We start from the raw sequence: 23,776 nt of genomic DNA on the forward strand, positions 1-23,776 counted from the left end.
AGGTGAATAATGTCAACAAAGAAAATCCGCAAAACCCATACCGTTGAATTTAAAGCTGAAGCCCTGAAACTGGCTGATAAGATTGGTGTTGCAGCCACTGCCAGAGAATTAAAACTGCACGAATCTCAGTTATATAGCTGGCGAACTGCGGCGGAAAAAAAGTCTACCACCAGTGAACGAGAGTCGGAGCTTGCTGCTGAAGTTGCCCGTCTGAAGCGCCAGTTGGCTGAGCAGGCAGAGGACTTGGCTATCCTAAAAAAGGCGGCCACCTACTTCGCGAAGAACCAAAAGTAGCCCGGTTTGAGTTTATTCTGGAGCATCAGCACCTGTTCTCGTTAATCAGAATGGTGGCGGTGCTTCAGGTGTCGCGTAGTGGGTATTATGCCTGGCGTAAAAGCGGCCTGACACCAAGCCGCAGGGCTGTGAAGCGTGCCGAGCGTGATGTGCTGATAAAGGAAGCGTTTGACGATTCCAAAGCTCGTAATGGCTCCAGACGTATTCAGGTAGACCTTGCTGAGCATGGCAAGAAACCGGATATCAAAACCATACTGAACAGCATGGAGCGCCAGGGTTTAGTGGCTAAAGCTGCCCGCAAGTTTAAAGTGACGACCGACAGCAAGCATTCGCTGCCAGTAGCCCCAAACTTGCTTGAGCAGGACTTTAGCGCAACAGGTCCGAACCAGAAATGGGTCGGTGATATCACGGTAATACACCCTAAAAATAACTGACGTCAAAAGTAGAATTTTCTCGTAACATAAACGCAGGAGATTCTGCATGAAAACATCAAAATTTAGTGACAGCCAAATCCTGGCAATCTTAAAACAAGCCGAAGCCGGCGCACCTGTGCCAGAGCTGTGCCGTGAGCATGGTATGAGTTCGGCTACCTTCTATAAATGGCGCGCCAAGTTTGGCGGCATGGATGCGTCCATGATGGCTAGATTGAAAGAGCTGGAAACCGAAAATGCCCGGCTTAAAAAGATGTATGCCGAAGAGCGGCTCAAAGCCGAAATCCTCCAAGAGGCCATCGAAAAAAAGTGGTAAAGCCGTCGCGCCGACGGGAGTTGGCGCAAAAGGCGGTGCAAAACCATTCCATTGCTATCAAGTTAGCGTGTGCCTTGTTTGGGCTTAGCGAAACCTGTTATCGCTATCAGGCCAAACTGAGTGACGAGAACGCGCTAATTGCTGACTGGCTGCTTCGGCTAACGACAACGCACCGTAGTTGGGGTTTTGGTATGTGTTTTTACTTTTTACGCAACGTGAAACGCTTTAGTTGGAATCATAAACGGGTGTTGAGGATTTATCGGGAGCTGGAACTTAATCTGCGCATAAAGCCGAAGAAGCGCTTAAAACGTGATAAACCCGATGCACTGGCCGTACCGGAATCGATGAACCAGTGTTGGTCTATGGATTTTATGCATGACCAGCTTGAAGATGGCCGCAGCTTCAGGCTGCTCAATATCATTGATGATTTTAACCGTGAAGGTCTGGCGATTGAGGTCGACTTCTCGCTACCGGCTGAACGCGTTGTCCGCACGCTCAATCAAGTTATTGAATGGCGTGGCAAACCCAAGCAAATACGTAGCGACAATGGCCCGGAATATATCAGTGCTTTACTGGCTGAGTGGGCCGAAAAACATGATGTTGAACTGAAGTTTATCCAACCAGGCAACCCACAGCAAAATGCTTATGTGGAGCGGTATAACCGCACCGTTCGCTACGAATGGCTAAACCAATATTTATTCAGCAGTATTGCCGAAGTGCAAGATCATGCGACAGAATGGCTTTGGTTTTACAATAATGAACGACCAAACAAGGCAATTGGTGGCATACCACCGAAATACAAACAGGCTTTAATAACGCAATCTTCTACTTTTAGCGTCAATTAAAAATGGGTGTATTACCTTTTAACTTGCAAAGACATTGGCCGCTCTACAAACACAAATAAAAAGAATGAAACAACCAGCGTGAACAAGAAGAGTGGGATCCACAGCCAGTAATAGAGGCTGTTGCTGATATAGCTTGATGGTGTAAAGGACTTGAAAATTAAAAAGCAAAAATTGAGGGCTAACCCGTGAATTAAGTAGTAAGAATAGCTCATATTACCCAGCCAGCGAAGTGGCGTGAAGGTTAACCAGTTATATGCAAATGACTGCCGGTTGAAAGCACACAAACACAATAACAGAAACAGTACATAAATTGACAACATTGATAGTGTATAACTAATTTCAAAAACAGTTCTAAAACCGAATAGCATAAGGGCAATCACTAAAAACCTTGTGCCCCCTTGAGCCAGGGTGAATTGATTTTTCGAATATATTTCAAATAGTAAAATGCCTGCAATAAACATTATCATCCGGATTGGGCCACCAAAAAACGTAAAACCAATCAGCAAAGCGGCTGACGAGCAAATCCAAAACCATATCCGGCGTTCAAAGCTCCAAGATTTAATCCTTAATGAAAATACAACAATAGGTATAGCTATGTAGTAAAAAACTTCATAGCTTAAAGACCAGGCGACCGTGATGATTGGTGTTATATCAAAAACACCAGGCAACAAAAGTAAATTTTGTCCAATGTAGAGCGCCTTTTCTATTCCATCCGCTGGAAGCTTACTTTGGTTTGGAAAAGCATATGAAAGGACAAGATAAATCGCAAAAACGACTAAAAAAGTCGGATAAATTCGTTGAAGTCGCCTTTTACTGTAGCGCGCCGTTGAAAAATTTTTGCTGTTGATTATCGAACCGTAAATCAGGTAGCCGCTAAGAACAAAAAACAAATCGACCCCGATATTCCCAAAACTATGGATAAAATTCGCAAGGGTGATTGAACTACCAGTCAACCAAGGCGATATTAGAGAGCTATAGTGAACCCAAAATACCAGAAAAACTGCAATTCCTCGTAACCCCTCCATCGAGTGCAAAGGACTATTTTCTCCATGCGAGATTTCTAATTTTGTCTTTAACCAACTATACAAATAATTCTCCGGTAATCTGCAACCCTTCTACGTACTATAACCATATAGAGTTACGTCAATGCGCTATACTGCGCTGTTTTTTTACCAGCCTCAGTACAAGTATCTTACCTACTAAACTCTGCATGGCAAGCGATGTGCCTAAGTAACCGTCTACTCTTCAGCATATTGACTAGCAAAATGCGAATACAAATTAAACAAAGTTTCCGAGACCAAAAATACCCGGGTTATGGCTTAGGACGCGATTTACCTAACGGATCCCCACAAAGCATCTAATTAAACCTACATTGAACTCCCAAATAAAGGTATTAATAAGTTCTTGGTTGCATTCACTAAAAGGTTTGTGAATACTTTAAATTTTTATACCTCTAACTGTGTCGTCGTATATCTTTGTAAGGGAATTAATGTCAATAGATGTTAAATCAAAATCAGAATAATCAGTTGTCTCTTTCTTAACTTTCGCTGCATTTAAATTCCCCGAGTGATCGCCAGCATTGCCGACACCTGTTAGTATTTGAGTTTTAAATTCTGAACTTAAAGCCGTAGTTAACCCTAGATAATCAGCGATTTTTGATAAGCACATCGCAGTATCATCTCGTAATTGTTCAGCATCATAATAATAATAACTATCCAGCTTTTTACAAATATCAGCTAAGTAATGCAAGCGTTTAACATAGTAATCAGTTGCCCCCTCAACTGTACAAAATATGTGGGTAGGGTCTACCTTTTTATAAAGGTTTATTACGCTTGGGATGGTAGTCTCGGGTCTTCTAATACTTATTAATACTTTAGAATTTGCAGAGTTAAGCAACACCGGCGATACAAAATGTTCATTATGCAAAACTTTATCGAACATAAACATGCTTTTAACTTTCAAACTATGCTGATTGCAATATATTAACTTTTGCCTAATTAAACTTCTCCAACTGTAATAACCTATATGTTGCTCATAGTAGCCATTTATTTGAGGGTGGCTACCTAAAATATGACCTATTAAACTAGTGTTTGCTCTCATGTGACTCAGCAAGAAAATGGGCTGATACCTTCTAAGCAAACGGGGTTGTTTTAATAAAGTTCTAAGATGAGTAAAGCTTTCCATCATTTCCTCTCAAAATTCTTTTAAATAGTAGGAACAACGTAAATAATGCCCACTTCACTCCAAATTTTGCTGCTAATGCCCTGACGGCATAATATTGAGCCAGCTTATACGAACCGGCATTACTAAAAAGCATTGAAATTCCTTTGCAACAATATACTTCTGATTGTCTGCACTCTTTTTGAAGACACAGTTTTTTTGCTCGTAACAAATTTTTTTCTGCAATATGCAATTGAGTTTCTTTCTTTTTTAATTCGTTTAATAGATTTGACGCACTCGGCCTTGAATCAGGAACGTTGTGAATAGCGATATAACTTGTATCAAAAGCGATTAAATCAGCAGTATCAACAAGCCGCCAATACAAGTCTTTGTCTTCTTCATAGCGAAGCGATTCGTCAAACCCACCGACTTGTTTAAATAGTGCCGATTTTACAATTGTACAGTTTAAGTGAGAAAAGCCATGCGCAGAGAGCAACCACTCAGCACTGGCTTTGACGGTGCTTGCCGTAATTGTTAACTGGTTTTTAGCCGAATCTCTTAGCGATTCAAGCCAAAGCGGGGTTGTTACTAAAGTACCATCGGCTTTAATTGCTTTTTGGTTTGTAAAATATAATTCTAATTTATTTGCTGCGTGGCAAGCTTGAACAAATCTCTCAAGATGTGAGCTATCGTTCCATAAGTCATCATCATCTAAAAATGCAAGAAATTCTCCCGTAGCTTTTTCTGCAGCCGCATTTCGTGCAAAACTGGGGCCGTGGCCGTTAGGGCGCTTGGGTAAATAAATAAACTGAATATGACTCTGTGCATTACTTTCGATAATCTGGTATTGATTTAAATGTTCTTCATCACTTCCATCATTTATTATAATGATCTCAATATTTTTGTATGACTGATTGAGAACAGAGTTTAGAGCCTCTGAAAATTGCTGTGGCCGATTTCTGGTAGCGATTAGCACTGATATTTTCATGTTTTGACTAGTCAATGTATTAATCCGCTCTCAATTACGTTAATTTTTATCGGTAGATTCGCGTGATTTCTCCGCTAACTGGAATTGCGCAATTATATTATTTAATGCCTCACTAATTAATAGGTAGCATTTATGCACACCTTGCTCCCCTTTACCATATGGGTCATCTATATTTAGATAACTACCCAGCTGCTCTGGAATAAAATTAGCCAGATTATAAATATTCTTAGCTTGATAAAAGCGATCTAATTTGTCTTTGTTAAGTTCATCAAAAATGAACAGTATATCGTTTTGCTGGATATGCTCCTGACGAAGCCATTTAGACCGATGTGATGCTAAATCTAAGCCAAAATTTTGTGCCACAGCTATACACTCAGCTGGACTATTGCGATTCTCATTAAGGTGGAAACCATAGGATTCAACACGCCATTCGAGTGATGTTTTACTGACAAGCTTTTGCAAGTATCGCTGGGCAAAAGGACTTCGCATGATGTTGCCGTAACAGACCATTTTAATCTCGGCTTTGTGAACGCTACGCAAACATTCTATGAGTGCGGCCATTTGCTGAGCCTGAGTCGGACGTTTGTACCACGGCAGTTTTGGCTCGAGGATATTACAATAAAACTGCTTCAATTCATTTTTAAAAGGTTCTTTGTCAGCAGGGAAATAACTATCAATACGCTCTTTTCCCAAAAGTAAACGACCATAGCTAAACAAGCGTGACAATGTTTTAAAATAACTTCTGAATTTCGAAAGATGGTTAAGATTAGCTTCAAGCTCTTTTTTTATGTCAAAAATGTCATTGGTTAGACTTCGAGCATAAACACTCTGTTTGTAGCGTTGATGATCCGGTTCAATAGCAACTAAGGCGGTATCAGACTCGCTTACCTCATGCTTTTTCACAAGCGCATCGATATAAAGAGTTGGAAAATCAACACCCGCATATACCGCCAAAGGCAATGATCCCCAAAAACGAGCATTGACCTCAACAAGTATCCATTCGCTTGTTTCTTGATTTTTCTTGAATTCAAACATACCGACACCAGTGTAATTGGTTGCCCGACATAACTTAATACAGGCCTCAGCCATACCTCTATCGAGCTTGATAGACTTTCGGTATGAGCTTCCGCCACCTGTTCTTGGCTCACGAACGCGCTTATGAGCAAAAAAGGCTAAAACTTTTCCTTCAATCGCCAGCACAGAAACACCTTCGCCAATGCCACTAAAATAATTTTCAACTAAGTATTCTTCATTTAAATCAGATCGTTGTTTCCATGCAATGTAATTTACTTCAGATTCAATAATTTCTACTTTTTGACGTTTAGACAATGTATCGGCTTTAAACGACAACGTTGGCTTAATGACAAATTGATGGCCAAATTCTGTACATAACTCATCATAGGTTAAGTCCTGTAACATCAATAAGCGGCCAGATGCGTGATTAACCAGCTCTTTTTTCGCCAATTCTTTGGTGGTCTGCTTACTAAATAAAAAAGTAATGACCTCATTATTTGGTATTGCAAGGACCGTATCGGCTGGAAAACGTTGCTTATTTTCATATATGGGGAAAATCGCACGTTCATCACAGGGGACAATAGCCTGATAATTCTCCTCTTGAGAGAGCTTAATTAACTGTTTTAACCACTGCTCACTTGTATATGCCTGGTAGTTAAAATTATGTGCATGACGAATATATTTTGATTTTAAAGACGGCGAGAGTCGGTCATAGCAAATAACGTCAACTGTATAACCAGATTGTCCGAGAGAACGAATTACACTCAAAAAACTGCGAGTGTCTTCCCCCAGCACTAACACTTTACCGCGCTGATGCGTCATGAGTTTGCCTCAGAATATTTAGCAGACGAGTTAACGACTAACATTATGTATGTTAATTCTGCCTTTCTGACAAAATCGTAAATGCTGTTATTTACTAAAGACATTCAAATCAAAATCTCTGAAACTGGGCGGTGCCCCAAAAAATCCTGTGGGCTGGCCGTTGGGCCATAAGCGCCTGATTGATACACCACCACCCAGTCACCCACGTCGGCTTGGGGCAAGTTCATACGGTCGGCCAGAATATCTAGCGGGGTGCACAGTGGCCCCACTATGGTAACCAGTTCCAGGTCGGTCTGTACCATGCGGTTGGCGATAGCCACCGGATAGTTTTTGCGGATCACCTGGCCAAAGTTGCCCGAGTTAGCAAGATGATGGTTCAAACCGCCGTTACACACCAAGTAAGTGGTGCCACGCGAGTGCTTTTTATCGACTACCTGACAGGCATATAAGCCAGCTTCGGCTACCAGATAACGGCCCAGCTCAATCACCAGTTCAATATTGGCAAGCTCAGTGTCGTATTGTTGTAACAGCTGCTGCAATGATGCACCAACCGGGGCTAAATCTAGCCGGCGCTCGCCGGCAAAATAAGGTATACCAAAACCACCACCGAGGTTAATCATCTCTGGCCGGTATGGACAAGCCGCTACTAATTTAGCCGCCAGCGCAAAAGTATGCTGGTGCGCTTCAATTAACGACTCAGGCTTTAAATTTTGTGAACCACAATAAATATGAAAACCACGAAATTTAACCGGCATGCCGGCAATGTCAGCCAACAACTGCAATACCTGCTCTTCATCAATACCAAACGGTTTGGCACCGCCAGTCATTTTCATGCCGGAGGCTTTTAGTTCAAACGCCGGATTTACCCGCAACGCCACCTGCGGCGTGTTACGGGTTTGCGCGCCCAGCGTGCAAATACGCTGTAATTCACCCAACGATTCGACATTAAGCGTAACGCCGGCAATAATAGCGGACAGTATATCTGAGTCACCCTTGCCCGGACCTGCAAAACTAATATTGGCTACCGGCATACCACTTTGCAGAGCCAGCAGCATTTCTTTTTGTGAAGCCACGTCAAAGCCATCGACCAATGGTTTTAAATGTTCAACTACCGGCCAGTATGGGTTGGCTTTAACTGCATAATGCAGTTTTACCCTTGCAGGGATATGCTGGCGGAAGCTGGCAACCTGCTGGTTAATAACGCTGCGATCGTACACATAAAATGCTGGCCGGTTTAGCAACTGGCTTATTTCGGACATGCTGTAACCCGCAGCCAGCAGCTGCCCCTGTTCGACCTTGAACTGGCTCATTTGCTCATGTCGTGGTGAGCTGATACTGCTCATACGGTGGTCTCACTAAAATAGCTCTGATATTGCTCGGACAGCAATTTACGGTCTATTTTGCCATTGGCGTTTTTCGGCAGCGCCGGTTGCACCAACAATACCTTAGGATGCATAAAATTAGGCAGGCTGCGTTTTAACTGATTTAGCCAAGTGTTGGTGTCAGGCTCAACGCCGTCTTTACAGGCTAGCAGCACTAATATTGCCTGGCCAAGCTCCGCATGGGGTACACCAATGGCAGCAACATCCTGTAACTGCGGGCTAAGCTGATACACCGCCTCTTCTACCTCTGTCGGGCTGACGCGATAGCCCGAGGTTTTAATCATTTCATCGCGCCGGCCAATAAAATATAAGAAACCGTCTTCGTCGTAACGCACGGTATCACCAGACCAGACCGCCAGTTGCGGCAGCTGTATGCCTTTGGGCGCGACCGGGTCGAATTTAAAACGCTCGGCGGTTTTTTCCGGCGCATTCCAATAGCCCAGGCTAACCAAAGGTCCGCGATGCACTAATTCACCCGGCTCATTCGGGCCACACAAGCTGCCGTCTTCGCGCACCACTACCACCTCGGCATTCGGGATGGCTTTGCCCATAGAGCCAGGCCGTTTAGCCAGCTCAGGCGGCGGCAGATAGGTAGAGCGAAACGCCTCCGTCAGACCATACATTAGATAGGGTTCAGCTTTGCTGAATATTTGCTGTAGCTGCGCCAGTAATGGCTGCGGCATAGCGCCGCCAGAATTAGTTAAATAGCGCACTGTGTCGGTGCTGCCTGGCGCCCAATTGGCTTTGGCCAGCTGCGCCCACAACGGAGGCACTGCCGCTATGCCAGTAACGCCATGTCGCTGCACCGCCCGCACCACGTCTTGTACCAGGAAAAAATCCAGTAGCACTACGCTGGCACCGGTTAAAAAGGCGGTGGTTAACTGGCTTAAGCCATAATCGAAACTCAGTGGCAACAACGCCAAAATAACGTCTTGTGAGCTATTGGCTAAATAGCTGGACACACTTTGTGCGCCAACCAGCATATTACGGTGCGACAACACCACGCCTTTGGGTTTACCGGTACTGCCAGAGGTATACAAAATAGCGGCCATGTCTTGATCGGTGGCGTGCGCATAATGTTGTAACGGATTGCTGCAAATTTGCTGATAAGGCCTAACCTGAATATGTGCCAGCGAGTGGGTTTCATCGCTGTCGGTGAGTAACACCGAATGTAAATCACTACACAGATGTAACTCTGCTTCCAAACTGGCAAGTCTATCTTTGCTGGTAATAAGTAGCCGCACATTGCAGTCTTGTAGAATGTGCGCTACCTGCGCGGCTTTTAATGCGGGGTTTATTGGCACAAACACCGCACCGGCCATTGAGCAGGCAAACAACGAAACTACGGTTTCAAATTGCTTGGGTAAGTACACAGCTACCCGGTCAAAGCGCTGAATATCAACCGACTGTAATCTGATGGCGGTTGATAGCGTGTGTTGTGCCAGCTCAGCATAACTTAATGCAGCAGCTTTATAGTGCAGGGCAATGCGTTCTGGAAACGTTGCTGCAGCGTGCGTAACTATATCGTGGAGATTTTTGGTCATAGCATCCTTCAGACCTTTCACTTTTTATCCCTTTGTGTGCAATAATAAATCAGTTTTGCAAAAAAACCGACTGTAATTAATCTGCTTGGCAGCGTTGTTTAACTGCCGGACATAGTGTAACCGCAGCGGTATTAATTAAGCAAATCAGGGAATCATATTCGTCTTTTTAAGGAAAGTGTTATGCCACACCAGCAACTCCTCGCCGATATATTACGCAGCGTTCTACAGATAGATAAGCAATTTACCGATGACACGCCGCTGCTTGGCGCCATTCCTGAGTTTGATTCTATGGCGGTTATTGCCGTACTAACTGAGTTGGAAGAGCAACTGGGTATTCAGATCAATGACGATGAGATTTCAGCTGAAATCTTTGAGAATTTTGGCCAGCTGAACAATTTTGTCACGTTAAAACAAGCTGCCTGAACGGGCGATAACGCTGCACAACTCAAATCTAATTAAACGTTATTCAGTGCAGCATAATAACTATCAACAGACATTTAACAGATTCTACAAGGAGTGTTGTCATGATAAAGAAAACTACCCTGCTGGCCGGCGCCGTGATGTTAGCATTGCTCGCTGGTTGCTCTGGTAAAGATGCGACAGAGCATTACACCGATGGTTTGAGTTTTATAGCCGATAAAAAATACAACGCCGCGGTTATCGAATTAAAGTCGGCCGTGCAGCAAGCACCGGACAATGCCGATTACCGCCTGGCTCTGGGTTTGTTGCATTTGCAAATTGGCGACAACGTCTCGGCGGAAAAAGAGCTGACGCGTGCCATGGAATTGGGTGCAGACCAACAAAAAGTTGTTCTGCCGCTATTTCGTGCCAGTTATCAAGCAGGTAGTTATCCAGCGGTATTACAGTTATTAGCTGACGCCACCCTACCGGACAATGTGGCTGTTTATGCCGACACTTACCGCGCACTGGCGCAATTGGAGCTAGGTGATGCCGATGCCGCCATCGCCCTGTTCGATAAGCTTGCCACGCAACAACAATTTACTGATGTCGCCAGCTACGCCCAAGCACATTTGCTAGTGGCAAACCGAAACAACGCCGGTGCCGTTGAGACGGCAAAACAAGTTGCCGAGGACAGCCCGCTATATGCTGAGGCTCTGTATTTACAAGGCCGCAGCCTGTTAGCAGAAGAGAATTATCAAGCGTCAATTGATGCATTGCGCAGTTATCTGCAACTGGTGCCGAACAACCTGCAGGCACGTTTAATGCTGACACAAAGCCTGGTGCAGACAACACAACTCGAAGAAGCGGATAAACAGTTAGCCTTGTTGTTAAAAGCTTTCCCAAATCAGCCTTTAGTTAATTATCTAAAAGCCATGCTGGAATATGAGCGCAAAGGCTACGTTAAAGCTAAAGAGCATGCTGAGGCGGCGATTAATAATGGTATGCGTAATAGCAGCGTGCGTATTATTGCGGCATTGTCTTCACTTAATCAGCAACTAAACAGCCAGGCGCTGCATCATCTGGATGCGATAAAAACTGAATTACATAAGTATGCCCCTTTGCAAAACTTGTACGCCCAACTGCAGTTGCAGTCTGGCCAAACAGTACAGGCAAAGGATATTCTGCTAAACCAGGATGCTCAGACACTAGATACTCAACTACTGGCAGCGACAACCTTTCAGTTACTTAAAACGGGCGACAACAAGGCGGCACAAGAGTTAATAGCCAAGTATGAACAGCGTACTGAAAAAGATTCCAAGTCATTAACCCAGCTTGGCATGCTAAGAATGAATATTGCCGGGCAACAGGCGTTGGCCCTGCGCGACTTAGAGCAGGCCTTACAGCTTGACCCCGGACAAAACCAGACCAGAGTCTTGCTGGCCATTAGCTACTTACGCCAGAATATGTTTGCAGAAGCATCTAAAACGGTAGACGAGTGGCTGGACAACGAAGAGCTGGCAGTGTTGGGTTACAACATAAAAGCCTATGCAGCGATACTGCAGCAACAGCTGCCCGAAGCCGACGCGCTGCTACAGCAAGCCCAGCAGGCTGCCACCGACCATCCTTTTACCCTGTTGTTGCAAGCCAACTTAGCTGCGGCACGTGATGATATGGCAACAGCGCAACAGTTGCTGATTAAATCAATGGAACTGTACCCTGGCTACATACCAGCACTGCAGCAATATTTTGGTATGAATGTCGCCAACGACAATGGTGCTGACGCGATAAAGCGTGCCAATAGCATGCTCGAAAAAGCGCCTGACGATAAGTCGTTACGGTTAACACTGGGCCGTATGTATTATCATACTCAGGCATACCAGCAAGCCATTGACGTATTGTCAGAGCCGTCGCTGCGCACGGAAACCGCACCAGCTGCTTTTTGGGTTACCCTGCTGGATGCTCATGCCAAGCTAAGAAACCACAAAGAAGTGTTAAGCCTAAGTGAGCAGTGGTACAAATGGGCGCCAGACAATTTTAACGCCGCTTATTTCTATGCCAATAGCCTGGGGCTGGCGCAACGTTTTAATGAAGCCTTGCCAATACTGGATAAACAGCTGCAGCTAAACCCTACTAACCTGATGCTGCTACGCAGTAAAATTTTGCAGCTTGCTGAAACCAAAGACTATGCCAAAGCGTTGGAAACCCTGCGCCAGGTTAAACCTGACGATGCCGCAACTGCAGAGATGCAGTTTATTAAAGGCCGGGTATTGTTTTTAAATGGCCAGATCCCTCCGGCAATGGAAGCGTTTACCGCCAGTTACGACCTTGCGCCTAGCGACCAAACGGCGATGTTTATTGCTGAAGTGTACTCCAAAGATTATTCACATCAACGCGCGGTACAGTTTTTAGAGCAACACTTTGCCAAAAGCCCAGCCAGTGGCAACCTGAAACTCTTCTATGCCAACCTGTTACTGCAGTCAGATAAAGCGAAGTCATTTCGCTTATACGATGAAATTTTAACCGAGTCGCCAGACAACTACATCGTGTTAAACAACTACGCTTGGGAGCTGGCTGCCGCTGATCAATTAGAGCAGGCGCAGCAATACATCGAAAAAGCGCTACAACAAGCACCAAAACACCCAGATGTACTGGATACCTATGGCAAAGTGTTGATGAAGCAGAACAAGTTAGCAGAAGCCGTTAAGGTGTTTGAGCAGTCATTAGCGATAAGGCCAGAGAATAACCTGGTGCAGCTTAATTACGCTGAAGCACTGGCGCGCTCAGGTAGCAAAGATAAAGCCCGCAGTATTATTGCCAGAGTGAAAAATCTCAATAGTGAACAAAACCAAAAGCTGGCGGAGATCAATGCGTTACTAAACTAAACCAAACAAGGCCGCTTAATAGCGGCCTTTTTTAACATCAACACCCGCTGAAAATACCTGTCATATTTTTTTACAACCCACAGTTTCATAAGAACCAACAATGCATTAAGTTGCTGATATTAAATAATATTAAATGTTGGCCCGCATTGTGCTTAGTAATAGTCTGATTGAGGATATGTTTGCGGGCCAGCCCCAATAACTAATGTGTAATTTCACAAAGGAAATGAAAATGAAAAAGGTAATAGCAGGTTTAGTGTTGGCAGGTGCTGCGGCATTTAACGCTAACGCATCAGTTATTGAGTTTGATGATTCATTATTTGGCGGCACTGGTAGCGTCTTTTTTGATCAACTGGACTGGCGTCCAGACGAAGCTATAGTGACCCAGACAGATACTAACGGCAACGCATCAATCTTTTTTGGCCAAGACGACTTTGTTGAGTTTGGTACTACTCGTCTGGTTAACTTCAATTTGGGCCTGGATAGCATGGCACCAGCTGGCTACGAGCTGATCTTGGATTACGACTTTGAAGGTGTTGTAGAAGCTTTCTTACCACCGTTTCCTGGCTTCCCAACTTCACAAACAGTTGGCTTTACATCTGGCTCAGCCACTATTTATGCTGATACTAATGTGAACAATGGTGTTATTGACGGTTCAGCCATGGCTTTGGGTACTTTATCATTCCGCGTTGGCAGTTGCTTTAATAACCTGGATACCAGAACGGGTTCTTGTAATATCATAATGAAGTTTGATGCCAATCCAGGTTATTTCTTCTACAATGGCAATGATATTTCTGGTAATGAGTTCGTCTACTCAGAATTAATTGTAACGGTACAGGATATTCGTGGTTTAAGCCCGAACTATAACGGTGTACCAGGTTCTACACAGGAATTTATCATCGAGCACGATGGCAACCAAACCTTCACTGTACCTGAACCTGCTAGCCTGGCAGTATTAGGTTTAGGTTTACTGGGTTTACGTTTAAACCGTCGCAACAAAAAATGATTCATTCCAAATAGCAAAAAGGGCATCAGTTGATGCCCTTTTTTATTGCCGGTATTTTATTGTCCGCTTTCTTTACAGTTAAATAACAGGGCTATTTTTTCTGTAACAAGCTGCATATTTACAACCGGCTAAGCGGCTTTAGTCGCTAATAAGTTGGTCCAAACTAAAGCGTAAAGAACGTGACGCGGGTTGCTCACCACGGCCAAGCCGGCCAAAAAACACTTTATGACTAAACACCTGTGGCGGTAACAGCGCTTTTAACTTCTGATCCATCTCAATAGCGTTATTTATTGCCTGCTGATTAGTAGTAAAACTGATGTCATCGCGCAGGTAAGTCGAAAATATTACCGGGGTTTGTTCGGGTTGAAACCCCAGCTTAAGTTTGGCTGCTGTTAACCAAAAGCGCTGCAGTGCCCTGCCCGCTTCAACCTGTTGGCCTAACGTAACAGGTGCTTCAGCGGTGCTGTATAGCACAAAGTGAGCGCTACATTTTAACGCTGGCAGCAGATCTAGCTGCAATCTGGGGGCAATAGTACCGCCCATATACTTCGCCATAAACTCAAAACGCTGCCAGCTGGCTAATGCCCACTTCATTAACTTAGCCGTGGCCGGGTCGACCCCCAGCGCTTGCTCGGGTATTTTATCGATGCTGAACTTTTTGCCCCAGTCGATAATTTTACTGTGTACGTCATAACCCTCTTTCATTATTAACCGGGTATAGGCATTGCCATACAACAACTTAGCCACTTGCCAGCGCTCGCTGCGCGATTCAAACCAGTGCACTGCAAATCCCTCTGGTAGCGCTTGCTCTAACTGTTTTTTCTCTTGCGCGGTTAACGCGGCAGTGCCCATAGGCCGGCGCTGCACGGTACGGGTTTCGATATAAGGTGCCAATGGGTCGGCGGTAATAGTGTCATCAGCTACCAATTCAACGCTATATACCGGTTGTTCAGGGTTGCTGCGATTTGTGTTGTTTAGCTGCAGGCTATAGCCCCGTTCTGATGCGGCAATTATTGCCGTTTCCAGTAAAGCACCATGTGCCATATTGCTGGCAAAACCATTTAAGTCATACACCACGTCATGTCGGGTGTCATTGGCTAAAATATCGCACTGTAGTGCCGAAGTCGGTCGAAAACGCCAGCATTGCGTATTGTCACCACTGGGTGCCCAACGCGCTTTATCTAGTACATAGCGCAGCGGATCTTGCTCTGGTGCCAGCTTTGGCGGTGTAACAGCGGCTTGGTTAAGAAAGTGTTTGCGGCCCAAGTGTAATGCTAATCGGTTAATCGGGTTAGCATTGCCAAATGGCCGCCAGCTGATGGAGTAGCGATTTTCAAAGGCATCGAATTGCAAACAGCGTGGCGCAGCAATCACCTTGCCACGATTAAGCAATAGCTTTAGCGCCTGAGTCGCGGCTACACCGGCACATAATTCACAGGCCATTATGGTTGAAGGCCCTTTACGGGCAGGTAAATTAATGCTCTCTGGCACCACCAAGTAATTACTGTGTAAGCGCGCTGGCGACAAGCCAACAAAGAAGCGCAGATACTGTTCATTTTCGTCGCAGCCATCGAGTTGAAAGTACTGCTCGAAACTCATTTTGCCCGGCAAAAAATTCAGGTTGGCCACGCCCATGCCAAGCGGTGCAGCAGTTACTGCCGGGATGCCTGCAGCGTAGGCTTGTTTAAACATTAAGCTGCGGATTTTTAATACAAAAAAATCTAAACCGTCGATATAAACGTCGGCACCTTGCAAAAACGCCGCCATATTTTGCTCATTTACTCCATCGGCAAAGGTGGTAACAATGATGTCAGGATTAATATCTTGTACCATCGCCACTATGGTATCGACCTTCTTCTGACCAACAGATGACATTCTGGCGCCTGCCTGGCGGTTCATATTTTCGACATCAAAGCTGTCAAAATCAGCCAGGTGCAAATGGCCGACACCAAGCCGCGCCAGAGTGAGTGCGTGTGCTCCGCCTACCCCGCCTAAACCGGCAATTGCCACACATTTGCTGGCCAACAATTGTTGCTCTGCCAGCGTGACCCAGCCAATATTGCGAGAGAACGCGCGAAAGTAATCAAACGCAGGAGCGGACATAAATACTCAACCTTTATCTTTAGACAAATAGGGATACAACAGTAATTGCGGTGCTAATTGTTGTTTAAGTAAATGAAACAACTCAAGCACTTCAGGATTCAGCGCAGACGTAAATTTATGTTCAGGCAGATAAAATAAGGCTCGGGTGCCATGGTAGTCCATTTCTTCACCAATTTGTTCAAATGCCAGTCCTAAGCGTTCCAAGCGTTTTTTTAATCTTGGCTCTACTACCACGAACATAGCGCGATGATGACACATTTGCGTTAACGCGATAATGCTAAGGTACAAGCCAATGGCAATATTAGGAAAGTTGCGCCGTTCTTCTTCAGAAAAGACATCATTGTCGAGATTTATCTCGTTAACTACATAAGGGATGTTTTTTTCACCTAGACGCCGGCGAAAAGCTTCAGGCACGGCTAAACGAGAAATCTCGCTGAACGAACCACGCCGAAATTCAGATAAATCGATCAGTTCGCTGTTAACCGACTCCATGCAATGAGACTCAAACGGCAGCTTACTGTCGGGTTTATCCGGCGGTGGAATAACCAGCCTGGCAGTACCGGCGTACTGCCCCGTGCGCTTGTGTAATAGCAACAGTGCAAAAGCGTAGTCATCACACTCGTCAGTTTCCATGCCATTTTCACGCCGGGGTTCCCATCCCAATTCGTCACAATAAACCGCATGTCTTATCCGAAATGATTCTTCGCGTAAAATTGTTGATCCGGCAAACTTAATTTCAAAATAGAGATTAAAGTTTTCCGCTAAACTGCCACAATCCATAGTGATATCCGCTTATCTACAAAGGCTTATTATTATATTAGTCAGGGTTTGTTTGGTTTACATAGCAAAATCATACGACAAAACTAAATTGATACATAAAGCACCTTATTGTTACTTTATATTTACTTTATTATTCGTTTTGACCAAAATGCTGAGCTAACTTAGTAAGCGCCGAGCCGGTAACACGGTTAATGCGCCAATCGTGCAACATAGTCGCGCCTTGTGACTGATAGAAGTCGATGGCCGGTTGATTCCAGTCCAGTACTGACCACTCCAGCCGGCCACAATCACGCTCTACAGCAAGCTTGGCCAGATAAGTTAGTAGTAGCTTACCTAAGCCGTGACCACGATACTGTGGCAATACAAATAAATCTTCCAGATAGATCCCCGGCTTTGCTAAAAAAGTAGAAAAATTATGAAAAAACAGCGCAAAACCAGCGGGCTGATGTTGATATTCGGCAATGACGACTTCGGCATAGGCTCGGCTGCCAAACAATGTTTGTTTTAATTTCTCTTCAGTCGCCACAACCTGGTCAGATAATTTCTCATATTCTGCTAGTCCCTGAATAAATGCCAATATTGTGGGAATATCTTGTTCGGTAGCTAGACGAAGACTTATATCAGAGGCCATTGTATTTCCTTTATTCAATAAAAAACGCCGATAATACAACAAAGTACTATCGGCGTTTTAATGTTGCAAGTGCTTTAGGCGGCGTTTGCTGCAGCTAGCGCCATCGCTTCTAACTCACCCGCTTTAAAGCTGTCGACACTGATTGCACTAAAGCGCAGTGTGTTCATTTTTGTTAGCTGCTCAGCTTCTGCTGCGCTTATAACCTGAGCGGCCAGGGCTTGCTCTATGGTTTGTGCCAACGGCTGCTTACGCGCTAGTGTGCCATCGCGCTGGGCTTGATAAATTTTCTTCATCAAAGGCTGCGCCGCATGCATGGCGACAAAGGCACTTTCCATCAATCCGGTTGCGTCGTTTTCGTCGCTGCCGACATAACACAGATGGGTTAAGCGGTCCCGCACCACACCCGGCTTTGACAGTGCTTCGCAAATTTGAATCGCAATGTCATCGTCTGGCATTTTGTAGCCGATACCAAATGGGAACACTAGCGTTCTCAGGACGCGAGCCACTATACGGTTAGGGAAGTTAGCAAAAAAGCCGTCAAAAGCCCGACCAATTTCAAACAGCGCTCGCTGCAAACTGTAATGTACAAACGGTAGGTCGCCCTGCTGACGCCCGCTATCTTCATAAAACTTCAGCACTGCCGAGGCAATATATAACTGGCTTAATACGTCACCCAAGCGGGCTGACAGCATTTCACGGCGTTTTAACTCTCCGCCTAGAATTAGCATGGCGAAATCGGCACTAAGTGCCAGTGCACGGCTCATACGGCTTAACTGCTTGTAATACCTTGCCGTTTCGCCAGACACCGGAGCGCTGTTAAACACACCTGCGGTTATACCCTGCCATAAGGCACCAAAGGTATTGCCGGTGGCAAAACCAATATGCTTTATCAGCAGATTATCAAACTGTTTTAAACCTTGTTCTGCATCGGGGTTGGCTGCGGCTTCAAGCTCTGCCAACACATAGGGGTGGCAACGCGTTGCACCCTGGCCAAAGATCATCAGATTACGCGTTAAAATGTTTGCACCTTCCACCGTAATCGAGATAGGAATACCCATGTAGCCATGCGCCAGATAGTTTTTAGGGCCTACCTGAATAGCGCGGCCAGCATGAATATCAAACGCGTCATTCATTAGCGTACGCGACATCTCTGTCATGTGGTATTTGGCGATAGCAGTTACAACGCTTGGGCTTAGCTTCATGTCGATAGCACCGGCAGTCATTACCCGCATGGCTTCAAGGCTATAGTTTAAGCCGCCTATGCGCGCTAATGATTCCTGTACACCTTCAAATTTACCAATAGACATGCCAAATTGCTGGCGCACATAACCGTAGGCGCCTGTCATCCGTGCGGCAAGGTGCCCGGTAGCAGTTGCCAATGCCGGTAGGCTTATTCCGCGGCCAGCAGATAAACATTCAACCAGCATACGCCAGCCACGACCGGCATAATCTGGCCCGCCTATAATCCAGTCCAGTGGGATAAACACGTCTTTACCGTAAGTGGTGCCGTTCATAAACGCCATATTCATTGGAAAATGCCGGTCACCAATTTCAACACCTTTGTGGCTGGTTGGAATAAGCGCACAAGTAATACCCAACTCTTCTTTATCGCCCAGCAGTTGCTCGGGATCATACAGCTTGAACGCCAGGCCCAATACGGTTGCTACTGGTGCCAGGGTAATATAACGCTTGTCCCAGTTCAGCCGGATACCGACAACTTCTTTACCTTCAAATTCGCCTTTGCAAATGACGCCGCTATCCGGAATACCACCAGCATCAGAACCAGCTTCCGGGCCGGTCAACGCAAAACAGGGTACGTCGGTACCGTTAGCCAGGCTTGGCAGCCAAAAATCCTTTTGTTGCTGGGTGCCATAATGCATTAGCAGCTCACCCGGGCCTAAGGAGTTTGGCACCATAATAGTTACCGCAGCCGTTAAACTGCGGGTAGCAATGCGCGATACGATGGTCGAGTTAGCAATTGCAGAAAATTCACGGCCGCCATAAGCCTTGGGAATGATCATGGCGAAGAAACCTTCACGTTTGACAAAATCCCAAACCGCTTCGGGTAAGTCGCGTTGCTCTTGCACTATTTTGTAGTCGTCCAGCATTTTCAGCAGGGTTTCTACCTGGTTATCCATAAATGCCTGTTCTTCGGCATTAAGTTCAGCTTTGGGGAAACTATGTAGCTTCTGCCAATCCGGCTTGCCTTTAAACAGTTCACCATCCCACCAGACGTCTCCTGCTTCCATGGCTTCGCGTTCGGTATCCGAGAGTGGTGGCAGTATTTTTTTAAACACCGTAAACACCGGTTTGGTGATCAAGTTACGGCGAATATCGGCAACACCGAAAATCACCAACGCAGCAACCAGTAAAATTATCAGGATTAACATATTACCTTCCTTCACTCGCCAGTAACGGCGCGGTTTGACTTAATTGACTAACTAAAGGGATGGGGGCAGCTATTGCTGCAGACAGATACGGCAACAGGCGTAATATCACGCCTTCGATATCGACATTTTCGTTAAAATCGGCCTCTGCTATTTCAGCCAACGCCTCACTGGAGGCCATGGTAAATACCACAGTGCCTAGTGAAAAATGTAAGCGCCAAAACAATTCGCCGGCAGGTAACTCCGGACAAGCCTGCTGAACTAGCAACACCAGCTTGTCTAGTACCCGACCATAGTGATGGTTAAAAAACCAACGCAAATGGCCTTGTACATCGGTGTAACCACGACCAAGTAGCTGTAAAAAAATACGGGTACCGTGTGGGTGTACCTTGTTCAGCTCTAACAATGGCCGCACAAAAACTGACAGTACCTGATTCAGACTATTAGGCTGCTGCGCTGCCAGCAAGCGGTTAAACTCCTGGTCTAAACGTGGCATTAATACCAGCAGATAACGCTGCAACACCGCCTGAATAAGCTCTTTTTTAGAGCCAAAATGATAGTTCACCGATGCCAGATTCACTTCAGCCTGGCTGGTTATTTGGCGTAAAGAAGTGCCGTTATAACCTGTTTCAGCAAACAAGCTTTGCGCTGCATCCAGTATTTTATGTTGGGTACTGAGTTTGTTTGACATAACCAAATCAATATTTAAACACGTGTTTGAAATGTACGTTTGAATTAAATAACTGTCAAGTAGCAATTCGCTTACTGGTCTTACCTCGCACCATGGCGGCAACGCTATTTCAGGGACATTTTTGTTAAATGTTAAAAAGCGCTTGACAGCCGCACGCAGATCCGCGACGTTAACGTCATAGTTTTTACCCCCATTTTTTTATAAGGAGACGTAGCGATGCAGAAATGCGCCATCAATCATTACAGCTATTACGTCTCTCCTCACTACTTGTCCGAGTGGTTTAACAATTAGTTCTCCCTCTGCGTCTGGCAGAGGGCTTCGCTTACCTTACTTCTCTAATCTAACTGAACGTCGCCTGTTGCGATTAGGTTTGTATTTGGGATCTCACTGCTAAGACGCATTTTTACTGCTTTTCAATCAGATTGCCTTTTAAGGCAGCGTTTATTGTTCAGAGGAATGTGTATGTACGTTAAAGCAAATATGAAGCTATCAACCTTAAGTATCGCCATGATACTGGCGAGCACCGGCTATTCCGCTCACGCAGCAGAAGATCAGGCAACAGAACTGGAAAAAATTGAGAAAATTCAGGTAACCGGTTCACGCTTAAAAGGTGTGGACATGGAAGGCGCCAACCCGGTACAGATTTTTAGCCGGGATGACCTAGCCAACCGAGGCTACGACACCGTTAGCGCCTTTTTACGCGATTTACCTCAGGCATCAAGCGCGGGTACTTTTACAGAAAATGGTGGTGTTGGTGGTGCAGATGGTGCACCAGCGGGTTCATCAGGTGTAAGTTTACGTGGCCTGGGCAGTAGCTCTACTCTGGTACTGGTTAATGGTCGCCGCGTTGCGGTTGATTCGTTTACCAACGGCTTCGATTCTTTCGTCAACGTCAACTCTATTCCGATGTCAGCAATAGAGCGGATTGAAATACTTACCGATGGCGCCTCATCGGTGTACGGCTCTGATGCGATTGCCGGCGTTATCAACTTCATATTACGTAAAGAAGTTGAAGGCCATGAGATATCAGCGTCTTATGGTGACGACACCGCCAGTAGTGATTTTGGCCGCACTAACCTAACCTATGTCGGTGGCTTTAATACCACTAACAGTAACACCACTTTGGTGATTGATTACTTCGACCGTGAAGCGCTGTTTAATAGCGACCGGCCGATAGAAGTAACGCTAAAATCCAGCACCCGCACCACGATAGACGGTGTTGACTATCCAGAGCCATGGTGTGGCGATGATGTCAGTAATGGTAGCAGTCGCTGCCGTTACGACTATGTCATCCAGCGCGCTATTCAACCTGACACCACGGCGATTGGCGCCACCTTACATCACAACTATCGTATGGCCAGCGGCAGCGAGTTTTTCGCCGAAGCGATGTTTCAAAATAACACCGGTTCCGCTTACGATGCGCCGGCAGGCTTTGACGTAAGAGTGGCGGGCGACTCAGCACTGGTGCCACAATGGGCCCGGGATATCGATGCTGAAGATGGTGCGGTAAACCAAATTCGCGTTCGCTCACGCTTCCCGGAAACGCGCATACAAGACTACGACACCAGCAGCTATCGTCTTTTAGCTGGTTTACGTGGCGAGCTGGCTGACTGGTCATGGGAAACGGCGGCAATTTACGGTAAAACAGATAACGAAATCACCCACGTACAAGGCTACATGGGTGTTGACAAAGTACTTGATGGTATAGCTGCTGGATCATTCAATCCGTTTAATCTGGGGCTTGATAACAGTGAGGCTAGCCGTGCGGCAGTGCGCGAACTGGCACCACGCATTGGTGAGTCGGAAGTGTTTTCTCTCGATTTCAACTTCGCTGGCGACTTACCTATAGAGCTAACTGCCGGCAGTATTAGCGCGGTATTTGGTGGTGAATTTAGAAGCGAAGATATTTTCGATCGGCCATCAGCTATTGCAAAGAGCGGCGGCGTATATGCGCTAGGTGCGAGCGATGCGGCCGCAGACCGCACGCAATATGCGGCATATGCCGAGTTTAACGTACCAATATCAGAAAGCTTAGATGTAATAGCCGCCCTGCGCTATGACCATTACAGCGATTTTGGTGGCGATGTAAATCCGAAATTATCACTACGTTACCGGGCAACCGATGACTTAATTTTGCGTGCATCCTGGAGCACCGGCTTCAGGGCACCATCACTATCACAACTGGGTGCCGGCGAGTCTCTGGGCACTGCGTATATCAACTGCGGTTCAGATCAGCCGTTTGATGCGCTGTGCGGCGATTTTGGTGCCTCTTTCGGTGAACTTGAACTGGATCAGGAGACCTTAGGTAACCGCGGTCTGGGTGCTGAAAATTCAGAAGCCGTGAACCTGGGCTTGTCGTGGAACCTGACCGACAACTTGCAAGTTACCACAGATTACTGGCGTTATGAGCACACCGATATCGTAGATGTTGATGCAAACACTACGCTAAAAGCCTGTATAGCCGGCACCGCACCCGTAACCAGCAGCATTGATGCGCTAAACGGTGAGTTTGGTTGTGTACTGGATGCCGGTAACGACCTGGTGTTTTTGAGAACGGGCTTCTTCAACGTTGGTAGCCAGGAAACCGACGGTATTGACGTTAAAATTGATTACCGCATTGATACCGACAACCTGGGTACGTTCAAGTTATTTGCTGCCGGGACCAAGACCTTTAATTATGAGCGTCAGGTAACACCAGATAGCGCCAAAGAAGACCTGCTAGGTAAGCTAAGCGGTGCCAATGAAGTTGCCCGGCCAGACTTCGTTGCAGACTTTGGCACTGACTGGGAGCTAAACAATTGGCGAGCCAGTTTATCAGCGCACTACATTAGTGAACTGGGTGATGGCGACTTTAAATTTGGCGGCAACGAAACTGTTGATGCCTGGTTGGTATTCAGCGGTAGTGTTGGCTACGACATTACAGACCATCAGTCGTTACTGTTTTCTGTGCGTAATCTCACAGATAAAGAACCACCTTATGCATCATCACCGACCAATGGTTACGCCAGCTCAGTTCATGACTGGATCGGCCGGTTGTGGACACTGCGTTACACAGTGCGTTTCTAATCAGCTTGTCATAATGCTAAGGCCAGAATTTTCTG

At 45.8% G+C, this 23,776-nt stretch carries 15 protein-coding genes and 2 pseudogenes; 6 read left to right on the top strand and 11 right to left on the bottom strand.

All coding sequences use genetic code 11. The features are described from left to right. Positions 1-9: 9 nt before the first annotated feature. Together I4W93_RS09060 and I4W93_RS09065 are read left to right on the top strand one after the other, a co-directional pair. Positions 10-710, top strand: a pseudogene (locus I4W93_RS09060) (IS3 family transposase); the annotation flags it as partial. Positions 711-774: 64 nt separating this feature from the next. Next, positions 775-1,886 (top strand): IS3 family transposase gene (locus I4W93_RS09065; RefSeq protein WP_224673350.1). Its coding sequence is split into 2 segments (ribosomal slippage): positions 775-1,036 and positions 1,036-1,886, totalling 1,113 coding nucleotides; the frame shifts between segments, so codons are not numbered across the junction. Positions 1,887-1,897: 11 nt separating this feature from the next. Here the strand turns inward: I4W93_RS09065 and I4W93_RS09070 are convergent. The 6 genes from I4W93_RS09070 to I4W93_RS09095 form a co-directional block, all read right to left on the bottom strand. Then, the gene (locus I4W93_RS09070) at positions 1,898-2,974 is read right to left on the bottom strand and encodes an acyltransferase family protein (protein ID WP_205311240.1); all 1,077 of its coding nucleotides are present in this window, start codon (positions 2,972-2,974) and stop codon (positions 1,898-1,900) included. A 349-nt stretch (positions 2,975-3,323) separates the two neighbouring features. Then, a complete protein-coding gene (locus I4W93_RS09075) occupies positions 3,324-3,986 on the bottom strand; it encodes a sulfotransferase family protein (RefSeq protein WP_224673352.1) in 663 nt (220 codons plus the stop codon). A gap of 61 nt (positions 3,987-4,047) precedes the next feature. Further along, on the bottom strand, positions 4,048-5,049 hold the full coding sequence (locus I4W93_RS09080; protein WP_205311238.1) for a glycosyltransferase family 2 protein: 1,002 nt from the start codon (positions 5,047-5,049) through the stop codon (positions 4,048-4,050). A 24-nt stretch (positions 5,050-5,073) separates the two neighbouring features. Continuing rightward, positions 5,074-6,870 carry an arsenate reductase/protein-tyrosine-phosphatase family protein gene (locus tag I4W93_RS09085; protein WP_205311237.1) on the bottom strand — a complete coding sequence of 599 codons (1,797 nt, stop codon included), beginning with the start codon at positions 6,868-6,870 and terminating at the stop codon, positions 5,074-5,076. Positions 6,871-6,974: 104 nt separating this feature from the next. Beyond that, entirely contained in the window at positions 6,975-8,213 is a 1,239-nt protein-coding gene (locus I4W93_RS09090; RefSeq protein WP_205311236.1) for a pyridoxal-dependent decarboxylase, exosortase A system-associated, read from the bottom strand. Beyond that, positions 8,210-9,796, bottom strand: a complete 1,587-nt coding sequence (locus tag I4W93_RS09095) for an acyl-CoA ligase (AMP-forming), exosortase A system-associated (protein ID WP_205311235.1) — start codon at positions 9,794-9,796, stop codon at positions 8,210-8,212. The genes I4W93_RS09090 and I4W93_RS09095 overlap by 4 nt, the downstream gene beginning before the upstream one ends. 180 nt (positions 9,797-9,976) lie before the next feature. On the opposite strand from I4W93_RS09095, the gene I4W93_RS09100 reads away from it, so the two are divergent. The 3 genes from I4W93_RS09100 (at position 9,977) to pepA (ending at position 14,083) form a co-directional block, all read left to right on the top strand. Continuing rightward, entirely contained in the window at positions 9,977-10,219 is a 243-nt protein-coding gene (locus tag I4W93_RS09100; protein WP_205311234.1) for an acyl carrier protein, read from the top strand. Positions 10,220-10,320: 101 nt separating this feature from the next. Beyond that, entirely contained in the window at positions 10,321-13,080 is a 2,760-nt protein-coding gene (gene prsT, locus I4W93_RS09105) for an XrtA/PEP-CTERM system TPR-repeat protein PrsT (protein ID WP_205311233.1), read from the top strand. 229 nt (positions 13,081-13,309) lie between these two features. Next, positions 13,310-14,083, top strand: coding sequence for a flocculation-associated PEP-CTERM protein PepA (gene pepA, locus I4W93_RS09110; protein WP_205311232.1), 774 nt, complete (start codon positions 13,310-13,312; stop codon positions 14,081-14,083). A 1,227-nt stretch (positions 14,084-15,310) separates the two neighbouring features. On the opposite strand, the pseudogene I4W93_RS20595 reads toward pepA, so the two are convergent. The 5 genes and pseudogenes from I4W93_RS20595 to psrA form a co-directional block, all read right to left on the bottom strand. Then, positions 15,311-16,186: pseudogene (locus I4W93_RS20595) on the bottom strand (ThiF family adenylyltransferase); the annotation flags it as partial. A 6-nt stretch (positions 16,187-16,192) separates the two neighbouring features. Then, on the bottom strand, positions 16,193-16,966 hold the full coding sequence (locus I4W93_RS09120; RefSeq protein ID WP_205311230.1) for a PEP-CTERM/exosortase system-associated acyltransferase: 774 nt from the start codon (positions 16,964-16,966) through the stop codon (positions 16,193-16,195). A 130-nt stretch (positions 16,967-17,096) separates the two neighbouring features. Continuing rightward, entirely contained in the window at positions 17,097-17,597 is a 501-nt protein-coding gene (locus I4W93_RS09125; protein WP_205311229.1) for a GNAT family N-acetyltransferase, read from the bottom strand. Positions 17,598-17,671: 74 nt separating this feature from the next. After that, positions 17,672-19,987 (bottom strand): acyl-CoA dehydrogenase, encoded by a 2,316-nt coding sequence (locus I4W93_RS09130; protein ID WP_205311228.1) that lies wholly within the window; start codon positions 19,985-19,987, stop codon positions 17,672-17,674. A 1-nt stretch (position 19,988) separates the two neighbouring features. Continuing rightward, on the bottom strand, positions 19,989-20,675 hold the full coding sequence (gene psrA / locus I4W93_RS09135; RefSeq protein WP_205311227.1) for a TetR family transcriptional repressor PsrA: 687 nt from the start codon (positions 20,673-20,675) through the stop codon (positions 19,989-19,991). Between the two features lie 462 nt (positions 20,676-21,137). On the opposite strand from psrA, the gene I4W93_RS09140 reads away from it, so the two are divergent. After that, on the top strand, positions 21,138-23,741 hold the full coding sequence (locus I4W93_RS09140) for a TonB-dependent receptor (protein WP_205311226.1): 2,604 nt from the start codon (positions 21,138-21,140) through the stop codon (positions 23,739-23,741). Positions 23,742-23,776 lie beyond the last annotated feature (35 nt).

This window comes from Rheinheimera maricola (genome assembly GCF_016918075.2).
In the GTDB taxonomy this organism is placed as follows: domain Bacteria; phylum Pseudomonadota; class Gammaproteobacteria; order Enterobacterales; family Alteromonadaceae; genus Alishewanella; species Alishewanella maricola_A.

Excerpts from the sequence above, each read along its gene's own strand:
- I4W93_RS09075 (WP_224673352.1), bottom strand. The coding sequence starts at position 3,986 with ATGAGAGCAAACACTAGTTTAATAGGTCATATTTTAGGTAGCCACCCT.
- I4W93_RS09085 (WP_205311237.1), bottom strand. The coding sequence starts at position 6,870 with ATGACGCATCAGCGCGGTAAAGTGTTAGTGCTGGGGGAAGACACTCGC.
- I4W93_RS09090 (WP_205311236.1), bottom strand. The coding sequence starts at position 8,213 with ATGAGCAGTATCAGCTCACCACGACATGAGCAAATGAGCCAGTTCAAG.
- I4W93_RS09095 (WP_205311235.1), bottom strand. The coding sequence starts at position 9,796 with ATGACCAAAAATCTCCACGATATAGTTACGCACGCTGCAGCAACGTTT.
- I4W93_RS09100 (WP_205311234.1), top strand. The coding sequence starts at position 9,977 with ATGCCACACCAGCAACTCCTCGCCGATATATTACGCAGCGTTCTACAG.
- prsT (WP_205311233.1), top strand. The coding sequence starts at position 10,321 with ATGATAAAGAAAACTACCCTGCTGGCCGGCGCCGTGATGTTAGCATTG.
- pepA (WP_205311232.1), top strand. The coding sequence starts at position 13,310 with ATGAAAAAGGTAATAGCAGGTTTAGTGTTGGCAGGTGCTGCGGCATTT.
- I4W93_RS09120 (WP_205311230.1), bottom strand. The coding sequence starts at position 16,966 with ATGGATTGTGGCAGTTTAGCGGAAAACTTTAATCTCTATTTTGAAATT.
- I4W93_RS09125 (WP_205311229.1), bottom strand. The coding sequence starts at position 17,597 with ATGGCCTCTGATATAAGTCTTCGTCTAGCTACCGAACAAGATATTCCC.
- I4W93_RS09130 (WP_205311228.1), bottom strand. The coding sequence starts at position 19,987 with ATGTTAATCCTGATAATTTTACTGGTTGCTGCGTTGGTGATTTTCGGT.
- psrA (WP_205311227.1), bottom strand. The coding sequence starts at position 20,675 with ATGTCAAACAAACTCAGTACCCAACATAAAATACTGGATGCAGCGCAA.
- I4W93_RS09140 (WP_205311226.1), top strand. The coding sequence starts at position 21,138 with ATGTACGTTAAAGCAAATATGAAGCTATCAACCTTAAGTATCGCCATG.